This is a genomic window from Deltaproteobacteria bacterium (genome assembly GCA_016874775.1).
GTDB lineage: Bacteria > Desulfobacterota > Binatia > Bin18 > Bin18 > VGTJ01.
The window spans coordinates 1-12,894 of the sequence record VGTJ01000173.1; the positions used below are offsets into that span (position 1 = coordinate 1).

The 12,894-nt window shown below is 52.1% G+C and carries 17 protein-coding genes; 5 read left to right on the top strand and 12 right to left on the bottom strand.

Annotation, left to right across the window (positions count from 1 at the left end):
- Positions 1 to 109: 109 nt before the first annotated feature.
- The 4 genes from FJ147_22990 to FJ147_23005 all read right to left on the bottom strand — a co-directional run bounded on the left by FJ147_22990 (position 110) and on the right by FJ147_23005 (position 1,610).
- Positions 110 to 448, bottom strand: a complete 339-nt coding sequence (locus FJ147_22990) for a DUF4437 domain-containing protein (GenBank protein MBM4258754.1) — start codon at positions 446 to 448, stop codon at positions 110 to 112.
- A gap of 11 nt (positions 449 to 459) precedes the next feature.
- The gene (locus tag FJ147_22995) at positions 460 to 699 is read right to left on the bottom strand and encodes an Lrp/AsnC family transcriptional regulator (protein MBM4258755.1); all 240 of its coding nucleotides are present in this window, start codon (positions 697 to 699) and stop codon (positions 460 to 462) included.
- A gap of 133 nt (positions 700 to 832) precedes the next feature.
- Positions 833 to 1,249: a nuclear transport factor 2 family protein gene (locus FJ147_23000; protein MBM4258756.1), complete on the bottom strand. Its 417-nt coding sequence runs from the start codon at positions 1,247 to 1,249 to the stop codon at positions 833 to 835.
- 31 nt (positions 1,250 to 1,280) lie between these two features.
- Positions 1,281 to 1,610 (bottom strand): DMT family protein, encoded by a 330-nt coding sequence (locus FJ147_23005; GenBank protein MBM4258757.1) that lies wholly within the window; start codon positions 1,608 to 1,610, stop codon positions 1,281 to 1,283.
- Between FJ147_23005 and FJ147_23010 the strand changes: the two genes are divergently transcribed.
- Positions 1,609 to 2,124, top strand: coding sequence for a hypothetical protein (locus tag FJ147_23010; GenBank protein ID MBM4258758.1), 516 nt, complete (start codon positions 1,609 to 1,611; stop codon positions 2,122 to 2,124). The two genes, FJ147_23005 and FJ147_23010, sit on opposite strands and share 2 nt — an antisense overlap.
- Entirely contained in the window at positions 2,114 to 3,238 is a 1,125-nt protein-coding gene (locus FJ147_23015; GenBank protein MBM4258759.1) for a phosphatase PAP2 family protein, read from the top strand. The genes FJ147_23010 and FJ147_23015 overlap by 11 nt, the downstream gene beginning before the upstream one ends.
- Positions 3,239 to 3,354: 116 nt before the next feature.
- Here FJ147_23015 and FJ147_23020 read toward each other — a convergent pair whose 3' ends face one another.
- The 4 genes from FJ147_23020 to FJ147_23035 all read right to left on the bottom strand — a co-directional run bounded on the left by FJ147_23020 (position 3,355) and on the right by FJ147_23035 (position 6,795).
- Positions 3,355 to 4,398, bottom strand: coding sequence for an LLM class flavin-dependent oxidoreductase (locus tag FJ147_23020; protein MBM4258760.1), 1,044 nt, complete (start codon positions 4,396 to 4,398; stop codon positions 3,355 to 3,357).
- 151 nt (positions 4,399 to 4,549) lie between these two features.
- Positions 4,550 to 6,208, bottom strand: coding sequence for a thiamine pyrophosphate-binding protein (locus FJ147_23025; GenBank protein MBM4258761.1), 1,659 nt, complete (start codon positions 6,206 to 6,208; stop codon positions 4,550 to 4,552).
- Between the two features lie 18 nt (positions 6,209 to 6,226).
- A complete protein-coding gene (locus FJ147_23030) occupies positions 6,227 to 6,592 on the bottom strand; it encodes a hypothetical protein (protein ID MBM4258762.1) in 366 nt (121 codons plus the stop codon).
- On the bottom strand, positions 6,568 to 6,795 hold the full coding sequence (locus FJ147_23035) for a hypothetical protein (GenBank protein MBM4258763.1): 228 nt from the start codon (positions 6,793 to 6,795) through the stop codon (positions 6,568 to 6,570). Before FJ147_23035 ends, FJ147_23030 begins: the two co-directional genes overlap by 25 nt.
- 158 nt (positions 6,796 to 6,953) lie before the next feature.
- Between FJ147_23035 and FJ147_23040 the strand changes: the two genes are divergently transcribed.
- Complete coding sequence (locus FJ147_23040; protein MBM4258764.1) at positions 6,954 to 7,940, top strand: quinone oxidoreductase; 987 nt, start codon at positions 6,954 to 6,956, stop codon at positions 7,938 to 7,940.
- Positions 7,941 to 7,995: 55 nt separating this feature from the next.
- Entirely contained in the window at positions 7,996 to 8,919 is a 924-nt protein-coding gene (locus FJ147_23045; protein MBM4258765.1) for a class II glutamine amidotransferase, read from the top strand.
- Between the two features lie 88 nt (positions 8,920 to 9,007).
- Here FJ147_23045 and FJ147_23050 read toward each other — a convergent pair whose 3' ends face one another.
- Positions 9,008 to 10,027 carry a cyclic nucleotide-binding domain-containing protein gene (locus FJ147_23050; GenBank protein MBM4258766.1) on the bottom strand — a complete coding sequence of 340 codons (1,020 nt, stop codon included), beginning with the start codon at positions 10,025 to 10,027 and terminating at the stop codon, positions 9,008 to 9,010.
- A 52-nt stretch (positions 10,028 to 10,079) separates the two neighbouring features.
- Here FJ147_23050 and FJ147_23055 point away from each other — a divergent pair, with 52 nt between their 5' ends.
- A complete protein-coding gene (locus FJ147_23055; GenBank protein MBM4258767.1) occupies positions 10,080 to 11,153 on the top strand; it encodes a PLP-dependent cysteine synthase family protein in 1,074 nt (357 codons plus the stop codon).
- A gap of 61 nt (positions 11,154 to 11,214) precedes the next feature.
- Here the strand turns inward: FJ147_23055 and FJ147_23060 are convergent, their stop codons facing one another.
- From FJ147_23060 to FJ147_23070, 3 genes are all read right to left on the bottom strand, one after another.
- The gene (locus FJ147_23060) at positions 11,215 to 11,580 is read right to left on the bottom strand and encodes a methylated-DNA--[protein]-cysteine S-methyltransferase (protein ID MBM4258768.1); all 366 of its coding nucleotides are present in this window, start codon (positions 11,578 to 11,580) and stop codon (positions 11,215 to 11,217) included.
- A gap of 17 nt (positions 11,581 to 11,597) precedes the next feature.
- On the bottom strand, positions 11,598 to 12,494 hold the full coding sequence (locus tag FJ147_23065) for a hypothetical protein (GenBank protein ID MBM4258769.1): 897 nt from the start codon (positions 12,492 to 12,494) through the stop codon (positions 11,598 to 11,600).
- Positions 12,495 to 12,635: 141 nt separating this feature from the next.
- Positions 12,636 to 12,827, bottom strand: a complete 192-nt coding sequence (locus FJ147_23070) for a hypothetical protein (protein ID MBM4258770.1) — start codon at positions 12,825 to 12,827, stop codon at positions 12,636 to 12,638.
- Positions 12,828 to 12,894 lie beyond the last annotated feature (67 nt).

Here is a 12,894-nt window from a genome sequence, read left to right on the forward strand (position 1 = left end):
GTCTCGTTTCTGCCTCCACGCTCCGCGCCGCGCGCTGTGGAGGACTCAGAATGACACGATTTGGCGTCTGGAGTGTAACGTGTACGAAGGTTCTCAGGTCTGATTTAGGCTATTCCTTGAGATGCCCGAGCTTGACGAAGATCACACACCCGTCGGGACTGTACGGATGGTGACGGCTGCCTGGTGGGTTGCGGAGGTACGTCCCTGCGGGATAGGTGCCGTTTTCGTCAGCGAAGGTTCCTGCAAGAACGAGAATTTCTTCTCCACGCGCTTGCGTATGGGCGGGAAAAGAGGCCCCAGGAGCATAGCGAACAATACTGGTTGCTACGCCTTGCGCTTCATCGCGAGATAAGTAGCGGCGCTCAATGCCTGGTGCCGGGGAAGGTTCCCACGGCAAATCGTTGGTTTGTAAGACAATCGGTTCGTTGAGGTCGGCCCGGATACGCATCGCCATGCTTCCTATTTAAAGGCATGGAAGGTCAGCAGGGTGAAGGTCTCTCGGATATGGGGAATTTTCTGAATTTGTTCTGTCACCAGATGTGATAGGTCGTCAAAATTCTCGACGTACAACTTCACGAGCAAGTCATACTCGCCTGAGATGGAATAGGCTTCTGAGAAACTTTCGAGTTCCGTGACGCGATCCGCAACCGTTGCTAACGTTCCCGGATCAGTCTTCAGCATAATAAAGACAGCGCGCATGGTGCACCTCCTGTACTCTGCCTAGCAGCATAGCACAGAGCCTTTGGACCGAGGAATGAAAAGCTGCTCATTGAGGCTAGAGGCTCGAGACTCGGGGCTTGTGGGGAAGGGACTAGTCCCCAGCCCCTAGCCGCTATCTCATATCCCCCATCAAATCAAAATGTACCTTACGCGTTTTGAACAGCCACTGGTCACCGTGCTTGACGAGTGTGTCTTCATAACGGCCAGCCAGGCCGTTGACTAACGCTCCTTCGCCCTTTGACCGCACCACGACGATATAACTCTTGGCGGTTGCCTCGTTGCCATTCACTTTAATGATCTCATTCATCACGCAGTGTTTCATCATCGGGCTGCCGCCAGTGAGCGGGATGTTTTTGACAAACTTGCGTAACGCCTCTTTGCCACGATGAGTTCCTCGTGCGCCCGCTTCAAATGTCCCGTCTTCGGCAAAGAGATCGACCCATTTGTCGAACTCTGCCCCATCGAAATGAAAACAGTAATTGGCAATCGTTTCGTGGATCGCATCTTTTTCTTCCAAGACGTTTGACATAACGACCTCCTTTTCTGGTGTTAGGTTTTCTCTACCATTTCTTAAAGACAAAGAACACCGCGCCCAAGATGAACACGAAGCCAACGATGTAGTTCCACTTGAGCTCTTCTTTCAAATAGACCACAGAGAATACGCAGAAGACCACCAAGGTGATCACTTCCTGGATAGTTTTGAGTTGCGCAGCAGAAAACTGCGAGTGACCAATACGATTAGCCGGGACCTGGAAGCAATACTCGACAAAAGCGATCAGCCAACTGATGAGAATCACTTTCCAGAGAGCGGTCTCTTTGTAATTGAGGTGACCATACCAGGCTGCGGTCATGAAAATATTTGAGATAGTTAACAGAATGATAGTTTTCATGACACGGAATTGTAACGAACACCAGCTATTGGACAAAGTGCATTGCCTGAGGACCAGGTTTGACGCCCATGAGGTTCTGCGCCAATATAGCCGCATGCATACGGAGCTGGAAACGATTCTCAACCGCTTACTGGAAGCCGAGCGGGCTGGTCATCAACTGCTTGATGCGATGTCACAGGAGACCTCAAACCCTCAGCTGAAGGCGCTCTTTGCCGATATCACTGATGTGGAGGTGAGTGATGTGTCGGTGCTGGAGGGGTTGATTCGTTTGCACGGAGGTCATCCTTCACCCAAGGTTGGGGACTTTGTGGATCGCGCCTTACGTCTCGATAATCTGAACGATCAGATTTCCTTGCTGTCGCGTGGACAAGCTTGGGTTGCGCGGAAAGTCGAACAAGCGCTCGCGTTGCATCCGCCGCCAGATATTGCGGCATTCCTCAAAGAAATGGCCAACCGCCATCGCCATAACATGGAATGGGCGCGGGCCGAAGCGATACAAGTCTTTGATAAATAATCGCGCACTCCGCCTCGCTATTGTTCTTGTGGCTATTGTGTTGGGGGAGTTACTCTTCCTTGCGACGCTCGTGCCACTTGATGCTGCGGTCTACAACTGGATCGAGTGTTACCGAGGATGCGAGAGTAGCCGCGTGCTTTCCGTGGACTGGCCGCTAGGGATACTGGTTATTCTGTCCTTGATGGTTGGGGTGTATCTGTGTCTCCGCCGGGCCTGGTATGAGGTCTTATACGGGACCGCCGTTATTGTCGTTGGTGGCTTTCTTGCTGAACTCCTCAAAACCGTCTTTGAACGCTCGCGCCCCAGTAGTGTGTCCCCATTGTTGGTCGGGAACAGTTTTCCCAGTGGCCATACAACGAGTGCGGTGTTGTTGGCCGGAACGTTAGCTTTCTGGCTTATTCGGCAACGCCTCTCGTTGCTGCAAAAGGCTACCGGTCTTGTTCTTCTCGGCAGTTGTGTTGGCGCGGTGATCGTGCAGCGTGTGTACCTCATGCATCACTGGGTGAGCGATATTCTCGGAACGGTGCCGTTGGGGGTCGCGTGGTTGTGTGTGACGCTCTCGCAATCGAAGGAGCGCAACGCGTTTCGACCTATCGTATTAGCCTGCAGTGTTTTAGGTGTGGTGTATCCGCTGTTCTATTACGTTCCGGCGGTGCGGATTCATTTGCCTTCTGTGCTGTCAATGGTTCGGGAACCGGTTGTTTCCTTCTCGTTTGGGGGCACTGCTACGCCGACGTTGTTACAGGGGGCGTGGGGAGACAATGGGCAGGAAACCATAGGATCAATCACCTGGATGCAGCATGGAGAGGCGAGTATCGCGGTCCCACTACAGAGCCAGCATGGTTATTCGATGCGGTTTTCTGCTCGCCCATTTCTGCAGAATAAGAGTTTTGCTTGTTATCCTCTCGAAGTCTCACTCAATAAACATCCGGTACGACGCCTGCTGTTGTCGCGCGGCTGGCGAGAATATGAACTCTACCTTGATCCAGCGTGGGTCACTCCGGGTATCAATACATTAACCTTTCGTACCGGGGTAGGTTTTCCGGCGACGAGCCGTGAACGAGAGGCCGTTGCCTTTCATAAGGTGGCGTTGTTTGCAGAAAACAAGCAGTAGGCTACAGGCTATAGGTTGTAGCCTACTGGGGAAAAATTTATGAACTCACCTTATGCGTTCACCACACCTTAATGCGAACGTCTTCTCCCCACAGCCTGCAGCCTATAGCCTGGTTCCTATTGCTTCGCCGGCGTCTTCAACGGTCGCAAGTGTGGCATCACTTCTTCAGCGAACAAGCGAATTGACTGTAACATCTTGTCATATGGAAGGCCTGGGAGAACGAAGAAGAGAAGGTGGTCACATGGGGCGCTCTCGTGCTCTTTGATGAGGCGCTCAGTTACTTGTTCGGGCGTTCCAGCAATGACGGTATTGCGCCAGAAGTCGGTATTTTGAATTTCGGCAAAACTTGTGACATTCATCGCTTGCATTTGGCTATCGACACGCAGGTCACCAGCGGCGCCGAACCATTTGCCGTAATTACGGAAGAGATAAAAAATGTGCTCCCCGGCGTCCTTCCAGGCTTGCTCTGGGTCGCGATGAACATAAATCGGACGCAAGTTCATGACATCGTAATCCTTCGGATCGCGCCCGTATTCTTTGAGCGCTTTGACATAGATGTCATATTGCCCAAAGGCGCCGCCCATCAGATGACAACCATACTTTGCCGCGCGTCGCGTTGGCTTCAATCCACGAGCACCAATACCAAGCTGCGGATAGGGTTTTTGCACTGGCTTTGGCGTGAGCGTGACGTTTTTGTATTGATAGTGCTGCCCGTTATAGGTGAAGTTGTCTTGTGACCATGCACCGATCAGCACTTCGATGCCTTCTTCAGTCATACGCGGACGGTCATCGCGATTGATATTGAAGCCTTCGAACTCTTCGAGGCGATAGCCCTGCCCAAGTCCGAGGATCAGCCTGCCGTTGGAGATAATATCAACAACCGCCGCATCTTCAGCCACACGTAACGGACTGTGCAGTGGCAACAAAAGGACATAGGTGCCGATTTGTACCCGCTTGGTACGGTCAGCGATCACCGCGGCAACCGGAAGAAGTGATGGGAGATAGCCATCTTCGATAAAATGATGCTCAGTGATCCAGACGACATCGTAGCCGAGCTGTTCGACTGCCTGCATTTGATCAAACTGCGCCCGGTAAAAATCAGGATATGGTTGCTGCCATTGTGGGGGATTACGAAATGCGTAGAGAACACCGAATTTCATGAAAAGCCTCGCTCTTTTCTTATTGAGTCATCGTATCATCGAGCTATCGGGTCATTGAGTCATTGAAGAAGTATAGAAGTGTTTCCTCAATGGCCCGATCGCCCGATGACTCAATGGCTCAATTAAAATGCCCCGATCACTCAATACCGCCCTAATATCCACCAAATCCCATATCCGTCGTCGCTTGCGCTTCAGGGTCAGTGCAGACGTTGACGAGCGCGGGTTTGCCACTTGCCATCGCACGTTTGATCGCTGGGGCAATATCCTCGGGTTTCTCGACAAACTCGCCGTAGCCACCTAAAGCTTCGACCATCTTGTCGTAGCGTTGATAGCCGAGATCGCGACCAACGTTATCAAGCCCCATGTTGCTGGCGGTCATGCGACCAGTCTGACGTGAGGTGAATCCAGCATTATTGGAAACGACAACGACGATGTTCAACTTGTGACGAATGGCGGTATCCATCTCCATACCGTTCCAGCCAAACGCGCCATCGCCGCTGAGGACGACAACAGGTTTGTCTGGGCGTGCAGCTTTTGCACCGATACCGAACGGTACCCCAACTCCCATGCAGCCATGCGGACCAGCATTGAGGCTGCCACCGACTTCAAAGATAGGAATCGATTGGCGGCCAAAATTGAGAATCTCGTGACCATCAACGACGAGAATCGTGTCGCGGGTAATGATGTCACGCACTTCTTTGCACAAGCGCAACGGATGAACCGGAACGTTGGTCGAGTTCAGGAGTGGAGAATTACGCTCCTCATTGGTGCGCTGTTTCGCCGCAAGTTGGGCAACCCACGCCGTTTCTTGCTTGCCATCGATCTTTCCGGCTGCCTCGGCGGTCAGTTGTTGAAACACCAGTTTCGCGTCACCAATGATGCCGACGGCGACATCGCGATTATGGCCAATCTCTTTGCCATCTAGATTGACGTTGATGAACTTGGCATCTGGCGAAAAACGTGGCGAGCGCAGGAATGATAACATCGAGTTTGCCCGCGCGCCGACCACCAGGACAACATCAGCTTCACGAAATGCCTGCGAACGTGCGGCAGGGAAGGCCCGTGGATGATCTTCCGGAACGGCGCCTCGGCCTTGTGGGGTCGTGAAGAACGGAATCCCGGTTGCTTCGACGAACTGGCGCATCTCTGCTGATGCACCAGCCCACAACACGCCACTGCCAGTGACAAGCAATGGGCGTTGGGCTTTGGCGAGTAGTTCAACTGCCTTGCGAATCAGCGCTGGATCACCTGCAGGACGACTATCGACGCGATAATTAGTCGGCCAGTAAAGTTTGTCATCTTCAACCTTGGTGGACAAAATGTCACCAGGCAGATCGAGATAGACTGGACCTTTCTTGCCATCCATCGCTTCACGAAAGGCAAGGCTGATGTACTCAGGAATGCGCGAGGCGATATCGACACGATAAGCTGCCTTCACCACTGGTTTCATCATTGCGACTTGATCCATCTCTTGGAAGGAATCGAGCGTCGTCGCTCGCATCGGCGCTGAACCACCGATGGCAATAATCGGTGCGGCATCCGCCCACGCATTGGCTAAGCCAGTCACGGCATTGGCGGTCCCTGGACCAGAAGGCGTAATACAAATCCCAGGTTTGCCGGTCACACGTGCATAGGCATGTGCCATCATCGCTGCGGCCTGTTCATGGCGGACATAAATGCCTTGCATGCCAAGTTTGAGACACGAACCTGCCGCGCCACTGGTCGGGCCACCCATCATAAAGAAAATAGTATCGACACCTTCTCTTTTAAACGCTTCGCCAATTAATTCTTCACCACGAACGACAGCCATAACGATTGTCCCTCCTTATTAGATTTCTAAAATAAGCCGTTGGCCACGGTCAAAAGTCATGTGCAAGCGGTCTACAACACCACGACCAAGCAGATATTCGTCCCCCAAGAAGGTAATACGAGCAGGGATAGTCACAGGAAGGCCGATAACCTCGACCTCACCGCGGTACTCTTGTGCCTGCACGACTGAACCATCTCCCAGTTCCCAACTTGTAGAGAACTGGGATGGACCAAATAACACTGTCTGTGTCGATGGAACTAAAAGGTACCCGTCAAATCCACTATCAACGTAAGCCAAGATGGGTTGGGAGCGAAAAGTCCCAATAACAAACGCAACCTCTACATATGGGTAAGCAGGAGTTACAAGCCTGGTTGCCTGCGCCACTTCCCTACTCCCTTACTGCCCACTTTTAGCAATACGAAGGTTCCTGGACCAAATTGTTGCAGCGCCTGGTCTACTACCTGAATATCGTTCTTATCGATAATGACTCGCCCATCGGAAGTAACTGCAACAAACTCTCCTTGGTGTTGCGCTTCTAAAGGCCTAATGAAACGCTCATAGAGTGCTTCATGACTTGTTTCGACCATCGCAGACCTCGCTTTTATAACCGCCTCGTTTAGACCTACCACGTGCTCACCTGTTCAGCAATTTCAGTTGTCTCCCGGACAAGTGACTACTGTCAAGCCATGCCCCATCTATCTTCCCTCAAAGCGTTCCGCTAGTACGAGAAAAACACACATCTCGCATGAGGAGGGAGCGTGCCATGAAGGCAGTGCAGTTTCACCAACTTGGTGGCCCAGAAGTCTTGAAGTATGAAGATATTGATGTCCCTGAGCCCCGCAAAGGCTGGGTGCGGATCAAGACCCACGCGATCGGCATTAACTTTGCGGATAATTTTTTCCGCCAAGGGACATATTTGATCAAGCCAAAACTGCCGGACATTCCAGGGATGGAAGCCGCAGGAGTCATCGATGCGGTTGGCCCTGAGGTTACCAACCTCAAACCAGGAATGCGGGTCACGTCTATTGGTGTCAAAACCTACGCTGAGTACTGCACTGTCTCTGCCGCACAAGTGATCCCGTTGCCGGATTTCGTCAGCTATGAAGATGGCGTCGCGTTTCCGATTCAAACTTTGACTGCGTATCACATGTTGCACACTTCGCATCAGACAACAGCGGGACAAACGGTCCTTGTTCACTCTGCCGCAGGTGGTGTGGGTATCGTGGCGGTGCAAATTGCCAAAGCTGCCGGTGCTCGTGTTATTGGCACGGTCTCCAGTGACAGCAAGATTGACTTAGTGAAGCAGTACGGCGCAGATGCCGTTATCAATTACGAGAAGCATGACTTTTCGGCGGAAGCCAAAAAACTCACTGACGGTAAAGGGGTCGATCTGATTCTTGATGCCGTCGGCAAACCTACGTTGGAAAAAGGTATTCAATGCTTAAGTCCCTTCGGCCACCTCATTCTGTACGGACGTGCAGGCGGGCCTCCTGATCCACTAAACCTCATGAGCCTCTTTCAGAACTCACTCAAAGTGAGTGGATTCGTTCTCTATACGGTCTCGGCGATGCCTGACAAACACAAAGAGGGGATTGAGAAGTCGTTCCAACTGATGGGGCAGGGGAAACTCAAGATGCTCATCGGTAAGAAGTTCGCGCTTGCTGATGCGGCTGAGGCTCATCGGCATATGGAGTCACGTGGGTCGGTGGGGAAGTTGGTGCTGATTCCGTAATGACAGGTAGGGGCGTAGTGCTATACGCCCTTACGATCTCGGAGAGTAGCCAACCATGTGTCGTGCACTGGCCTACCTGGGCCAACCAGTTCTGCTTGATCACTTGCTGTATGGACCAGATAACTCGCTGGTCAAGCAGACGTACATGCCAAAAATGCTCCGCATGTTGAACCTGGCTGGATTTGGTCTCAATGCTTGGGATCTCACATCCTATGATCCAGAGACTCCATTCAGCTACGTTTCCACCGCACTTCCGATCTTTGACCGGAACCTCAAAGGGCTTGCTCGAAAAATCAAGGCTAATTGTGTGTTAGCCCACGTACGTGGTGTTGCCTATAGCCCAGAGGTTGAGATCGCGCCACAAAATGTCCATCCCTTCCACTTCCCGGGAACCAAGCTGTGGATGGCGCATAATGGTGACCTCGCGCGGTTCCGTGAGATGAAGCCGTTTCTTGCCGAGCATCTTCATCCTCAGATTGCTCAGTTCATTAGTGGCAGCACTGATAGTGAATGGATCTATGCCCTGTTGCTCTCTCAACTCGGAAATCCAATGGCGTATCCTGAGGGTGGTGAGCTTCAACAGGCGATTGAACGCGTTCTCGGCCTCATCAGGCAGGTGCGTGAGCGCTGCGGCATTACGACGTCTTCATTTGTGAATCTGTTTATTACGACAGGGATAGAGATCGTTGCAGTTCGGTATTGTTTTGATTTTGGCTGTTACGCGACGGAAATCGATGCTCTTCATGAACTCAATTTTTCGTTTCTCAGTTTGTGGTACACCTGTGGCGCAGAGTATGGCTTACATGATGGAGAATGGAAGATGATCGGTGGCAGCAAGACAGCTGATTCAATCATGATTGCGTCTGAGCCGTTGACGCGCGATACCACGGCCTGGATCGAGGTGCCAGAATACAGTCTGTTATATGCAGACATGCGCAAGAGCCATCGAACGGTGGAAACACATTATCTTGAGCACTAGTATTGTGTCTCATCACTTCGTGAGCAGTTGTAGGGCGCGTGGTACGCGCCCTACGATTTCACCGCTAATGAGCGTGCGAGACACGGTACTAAGTATGATCTTTCTTGCGACGATCACGAAGCGCGGACTGACTCAGTGCTCGTACTAAATGGTTGTTTGCCCGTGCGAAGTTCGCCAGCAGCCCTTGCAAGATGGCACGTTGAAATTTTGTCGCGGTCCGGGTGGTGGCGGTAAAGAAGTGATCAAAGGAGGGCTTTTGCAGTTCGAGCAAGGTCGTGTGACTGCGCGTAACGGCCACGGCTTCGTGCGGAGCGTCTTCGATCAAGGCGAGTTGGCCGCAAATATGACCCGGACCTAACACATGCAGAGGATAATGCCGGGTCGTACCGCTCAAAAGTTCGACTGCCCCACGAATAATGATGAAACACGATTGGCCTGGATTGCCATGTCGGAACAATATGTGTTGCCGTGGGAGCTCGAGAACGGTCGCTTGGGCGAGCAGGGTATCAACCTCTTCTGGTCGAAAACGAGAGAAGAACGGAAGCTGTGGAAGGAATGCCCTGTAGGCAAGAGGCGAAGCAGGAACACGTGTGGTATGGGATGATAAGCCCAGTTCCTCTGGGTCCCCGAAAGCGCGAGGAGCGTACGGCGTGGCGAGGTTGACAATCTTGCTGAACAGCTCACGCAGACGTTGGCATAAACTTAAGGTAATACGACGTTGCAGTGAAAAGGTCATTTCCTGAGTTTGTGTGAGTAAGGTGCGACAGTCCTGACGTTCGATTAAAAAACCAGTCGTAGGAGTTAAGGCGCGGACAGTGGCGGTGCGGGTGCTGACATCGTCAAGTAGGGCCATCTCGCCTATGACACTGCCTGGGCTCAACGTCGAGATGATGACTTCACTCCCGCCGGGGAGGGTGGTGACGACCTCAACCTCACCTGTTTCAAGGAAAAAGACACTCTCAGCGACGTCTCCTTGAGTCATCAGGCAATCGCCTTGCAGAAAAGATACCGGCTGGAGAAGTTGGAGATAGTCCCGCAGTGTGTTCTCATCAAAATCAGCGAACAGGGGGATACGTTGCAAGCTCGCGGGGGTAGTGTCTGTAGACATCGCGTATTTCCACACGTAGCAATACTATCGCACTCCAAGGAGGAACGAGGCCATGGCGCTCCAACGAGATTGGGTGAACGAAGCCATACGAAAGATTGAAGCAGATTTCAATCGCTCCGCTGATACACATTTGCTGAGACTGAACATTCCCTCGGTACCGAATATCACCCTTTACTTCAAGGATGAATCGATTCATCCAACTGGCAGCCTCAAGCATCGCTTAGCACGTTCGCTGTTTTTGTATGCGCTGTGCAATGGCTGGATTCATCGTGATACCGTCGTAGTAGAAGCCTCATCTGGATCGACGGCTGTATCAGAAGCATATTTTGCTCAACTGCTGGGATTACGTTTCATCGCGGTTATGCCACGGTCCACTTCACCCGAGAAGATTGCCCTCATCGAGTTTTATGGCGGTCGTTGCCACCTGGTTGAAACACCTGCTGAGGTCTATGGCGAATCCCGGCGTCTCGCTGCAGAAACCAATGGGCACTTCATGGATCAGTTTACCTACTCTGAACGTGCAACCGACTGGCGAGGAAATAATAACATTGCGGAATCCATCTTCGCGCAACTGGCCGCAGAAGAGCATCCGATTCCAGAGTGGATCGTGTGCGGTGCTGGTACGGGTGGCACTTCGGCGACGCTTGGGCGGTATGTCCGCTATCGTCGTGCGAACACGCGCATCTGTGTTGTGGATCCCGAGCACTCTGTGTATAGCGATTTCTATCGTACCCGAGAGCGTAGTCTCGTGTGCCAGACCGGCTCTAAAGTCGAAGGCATCGGGCGACCACGGGTAGAGGCGTCCTTTCTGCCCGACGTTGTCGATCGCATGATTAAAGTACCAGATGCTGCCAGCTTTGCCGCGGTACGTTTTCTGCAGCGGACAATTGGGCGAAAGTGTGGTGGCTCAACGGGCACCAACTTCTTTGGCGTGCTCCAGCTCATCGCAGAAATGTCCAAGCAAGGCCGTCATGGCTCGGTTGTCACACTGATCTGTGACCCTGGAGATCGGTATCTCCATACCTACTACAATGATGAATGGCTCAAAGCTGGTGGATACAACATCCGGCCATACTATGAACAGATAGAAGAGTTTTTTCGTACAGGGGAGTGGAACAAAGAGTAATTGCGGCTTGTGGATGGGAGAACAGGGCAAGTTCAGAGTTTATAAATCCGCAATCGTAAATCTACAATTGGCTCTTCCACTTTGGCATCTTAATCTTTTTCGGCCCTTGCCAGCCGTATTTTTTCAAGTCGACCTTTCCTGAGCGATCGAACTTGATGCCTTCATGTTCAAGCAACCAGCGCTGCTCTTCGACGCGGATGACATCGCCACGAATACTGATGCCCCCTGAGGCGTTAATGACTCGCTGCCAGGGAACTTGCTGTGATAATTCCCGAGGCAGATAACGTAATGCGGTCCCGACGGCGCGCGCAGCTCCAGGGGCACCCGCCAGAACAGCGACCTGACCGTACGTGACGACTTTGCCTTTTGGGACCTGGGCGACAAGGCGATAGACATGCGTATAAAAGCGTGGGCGACGTTCGGCCATCGAGAGAATCCCAACAGCTATATGACAGCTTCGTCCACTTCTGCCTCTTTTTCTTGTGGTGAGCCAGGAATAAACTTCGAGACGGTTGTTGCCCCGACCCAGTTTCCCTCACGATCTTCAACAATCACTGTGATCCGCACCATTTCACTACGCCCGCGTGGATTGCGGAGGAGATTCGCTGTCAAGACGCCGGTTTCTGGCAGTTCGGTGACAACATCGGGCGGAGGAAGAAACTCCGGGTCTTCAGGGTAGTTCCCCACCATTACTTGATAATTCTTGTCCATATCTCGTTGGACTGAAACCGAAACTTCATAATTGGGATCAGATGGTAATCGGGATGGAACCTCTAACCGTATGTTCGGTGATTGCTCGCCGAAGCGTCCTTCCCGATAGGTTGCAATGCGCTCGTCTGCGTAGATTCGCCAATGCCCGTCTTCTTTGCGGAGAAAATGGCGAAGTGTATCGGTAACGATCACTTCCCCTTCTGCCATATCACGAAAAGTGTCTTTATAGCGAAGGCGGATCCGCGTTTGCATCTTGGCTTTGTCTGCTGCAGCTTCTTCGAACTCGGTCTTTTCCACGGTGATATTGACGTTCCCCTCTTGCAGTCGTGTTAAAACCTCCCGTACTCCATCTTTCGAGCGACCCGTACCACTGGTGTAATCTTCCGCATATCCCGCCAGTGCTTGTGGGATATCGAGCGTCTCGACTGCGCGGACAATCGCATCAACGTCTTTCTGGAGGTCGGGAGGAATAGCAACAACATTCTCTTGGTCAGGAGGAGCGTCTTTCTCCGAAGCTGGCGCTTGTGAGGAGGGAGAAGGGTTCGGACGTTCGGAGCGATTACAACTGAGAGACAAAAAACTGAGCATCACCAGGGATAACCCAGTACCGACAGCGATCACTGATTTCATGGCTTGGCTGTGTATACCAAAGGAACCGTTTGCACAAGCACGAAAAAGGGGGGAGCCATGAGCCGATTCCCTTTCAAGGAGGGAAACGGAAGGCCCCCTTTTCAAAAAAGGGGGCCGTGCCCAGCGCGAGGAGATGTTGCCTCACGGAATGTGTACTACCTCCAACTTAATGCCGTCCGGATCAGTGAAAAAAACTGCATAATATCCGGGCGAGTAATCATACTCTTTGGGCGGATCGAGAATCTTTCCACCGTTGGCTTCGATGTCTTTGGCTAAGGCATGGGCAAGAATTAAGTTACCGATTAAGAGCGAGGAAGAAGCGTATAGTTCCAATCGCCATGAAACTTACCGGGTTTGATATTGAGCGCTTGAAACTCATCGTCGGAGACCTGTAGGCCTT

Coding starts and splice junctions, on each gene's coding strand:
- FJ147_22990 (MBM4258754.1), bottom strand. CDS start 448: ATGCGTATCCGGGCCGACCTCAACGAACCGATTGTCTTACAAACCAAC.
- FJ147_22995 (MBM4258755.1), bottom strand. CDS start 699: ATGCGCGCTGTCTTTATTATGCTGAAGACTGATCCGGGAACGTTAGCA.
- FJ147_23000 (MBM4258756.1), bottom strand. CDS start 1,249: ATGTCAAACGTCTTGGAAGAAAAAGATGCGATCCACGAAACGATTGCC.
- FJ147_23010 (MBM4258758.1), top strand. CDS start 1,609: ATGACACGGAATTGTAACGAACACCAGCTATTGGACAAAGTGCATTGC.
- FJ147_23005 (MBM4258757.1), bottom strand. CDS start 1,610: ATGAAAACTATCATTCTGTTAACTATCTCAAATATTTTCATGACCGCA.
- FJ147_23020 (MBM4258760.1), bottom strand. CDS start 4,398: ATGAAATTCGGTGTTCTCTACGCATTTCGTAATCCCCCACAATGGCAG.
- FJ147_23025 (MBM4258761.1), bottom strand. CDS start 6,208: ATGGCTGTCGTTCGTGGTGAAGAATTAATTGGCGAAGCGTTTAAAAGA.
- FJ147_23035 (MBM4258763.1), bottom strand. CDS start 6,795: ATGGTCGAAACAAGTCATGAAGCACTCTATGAGCGTTTCATTAGGCCT.
- FJ147_23040 (MBM4258764.1), top strand. CDS start 6,954: ATGAGGAGGGAGCGTGCCATGAAGGCAGTGCAGTTTCACCAACTTGGT.
- FJ147_23045 (MBM4258765.1), top strand. CDS start 7,996: ATGTGTCGTGCACTGGCCTACCTGGGCCAACCAGTTCTGCTTGATCAC.
- FJ147_23050 (MBM4258766.1), bottom strand. CDS start 10,027: ATGTCTACAGACACTACCCCCGCGAGCTTGCAACGTATCCCCCTGTTC.
- FJ147_23055 (MBM4258767.1), top strand. CDS start 10,080: ATGGCGCTCCAACGAGATTGGGTGAACGAAGCCATACGAAAGATTGAA.
- FJ147_23060 (MBM4258768.1), bottom strand. CDS start 11,580: ATGGCCGAACGTCGCCCACGCTTTTATACGCATGTCTATCGCCTTGTC.
- FJ147_23065 (MBM4258769.1), bottom strand. CDS start 12,494: ATGAAATCAGTGATCGCTGTCGGTACTGGGTTATCCCTGGTGATGCTC.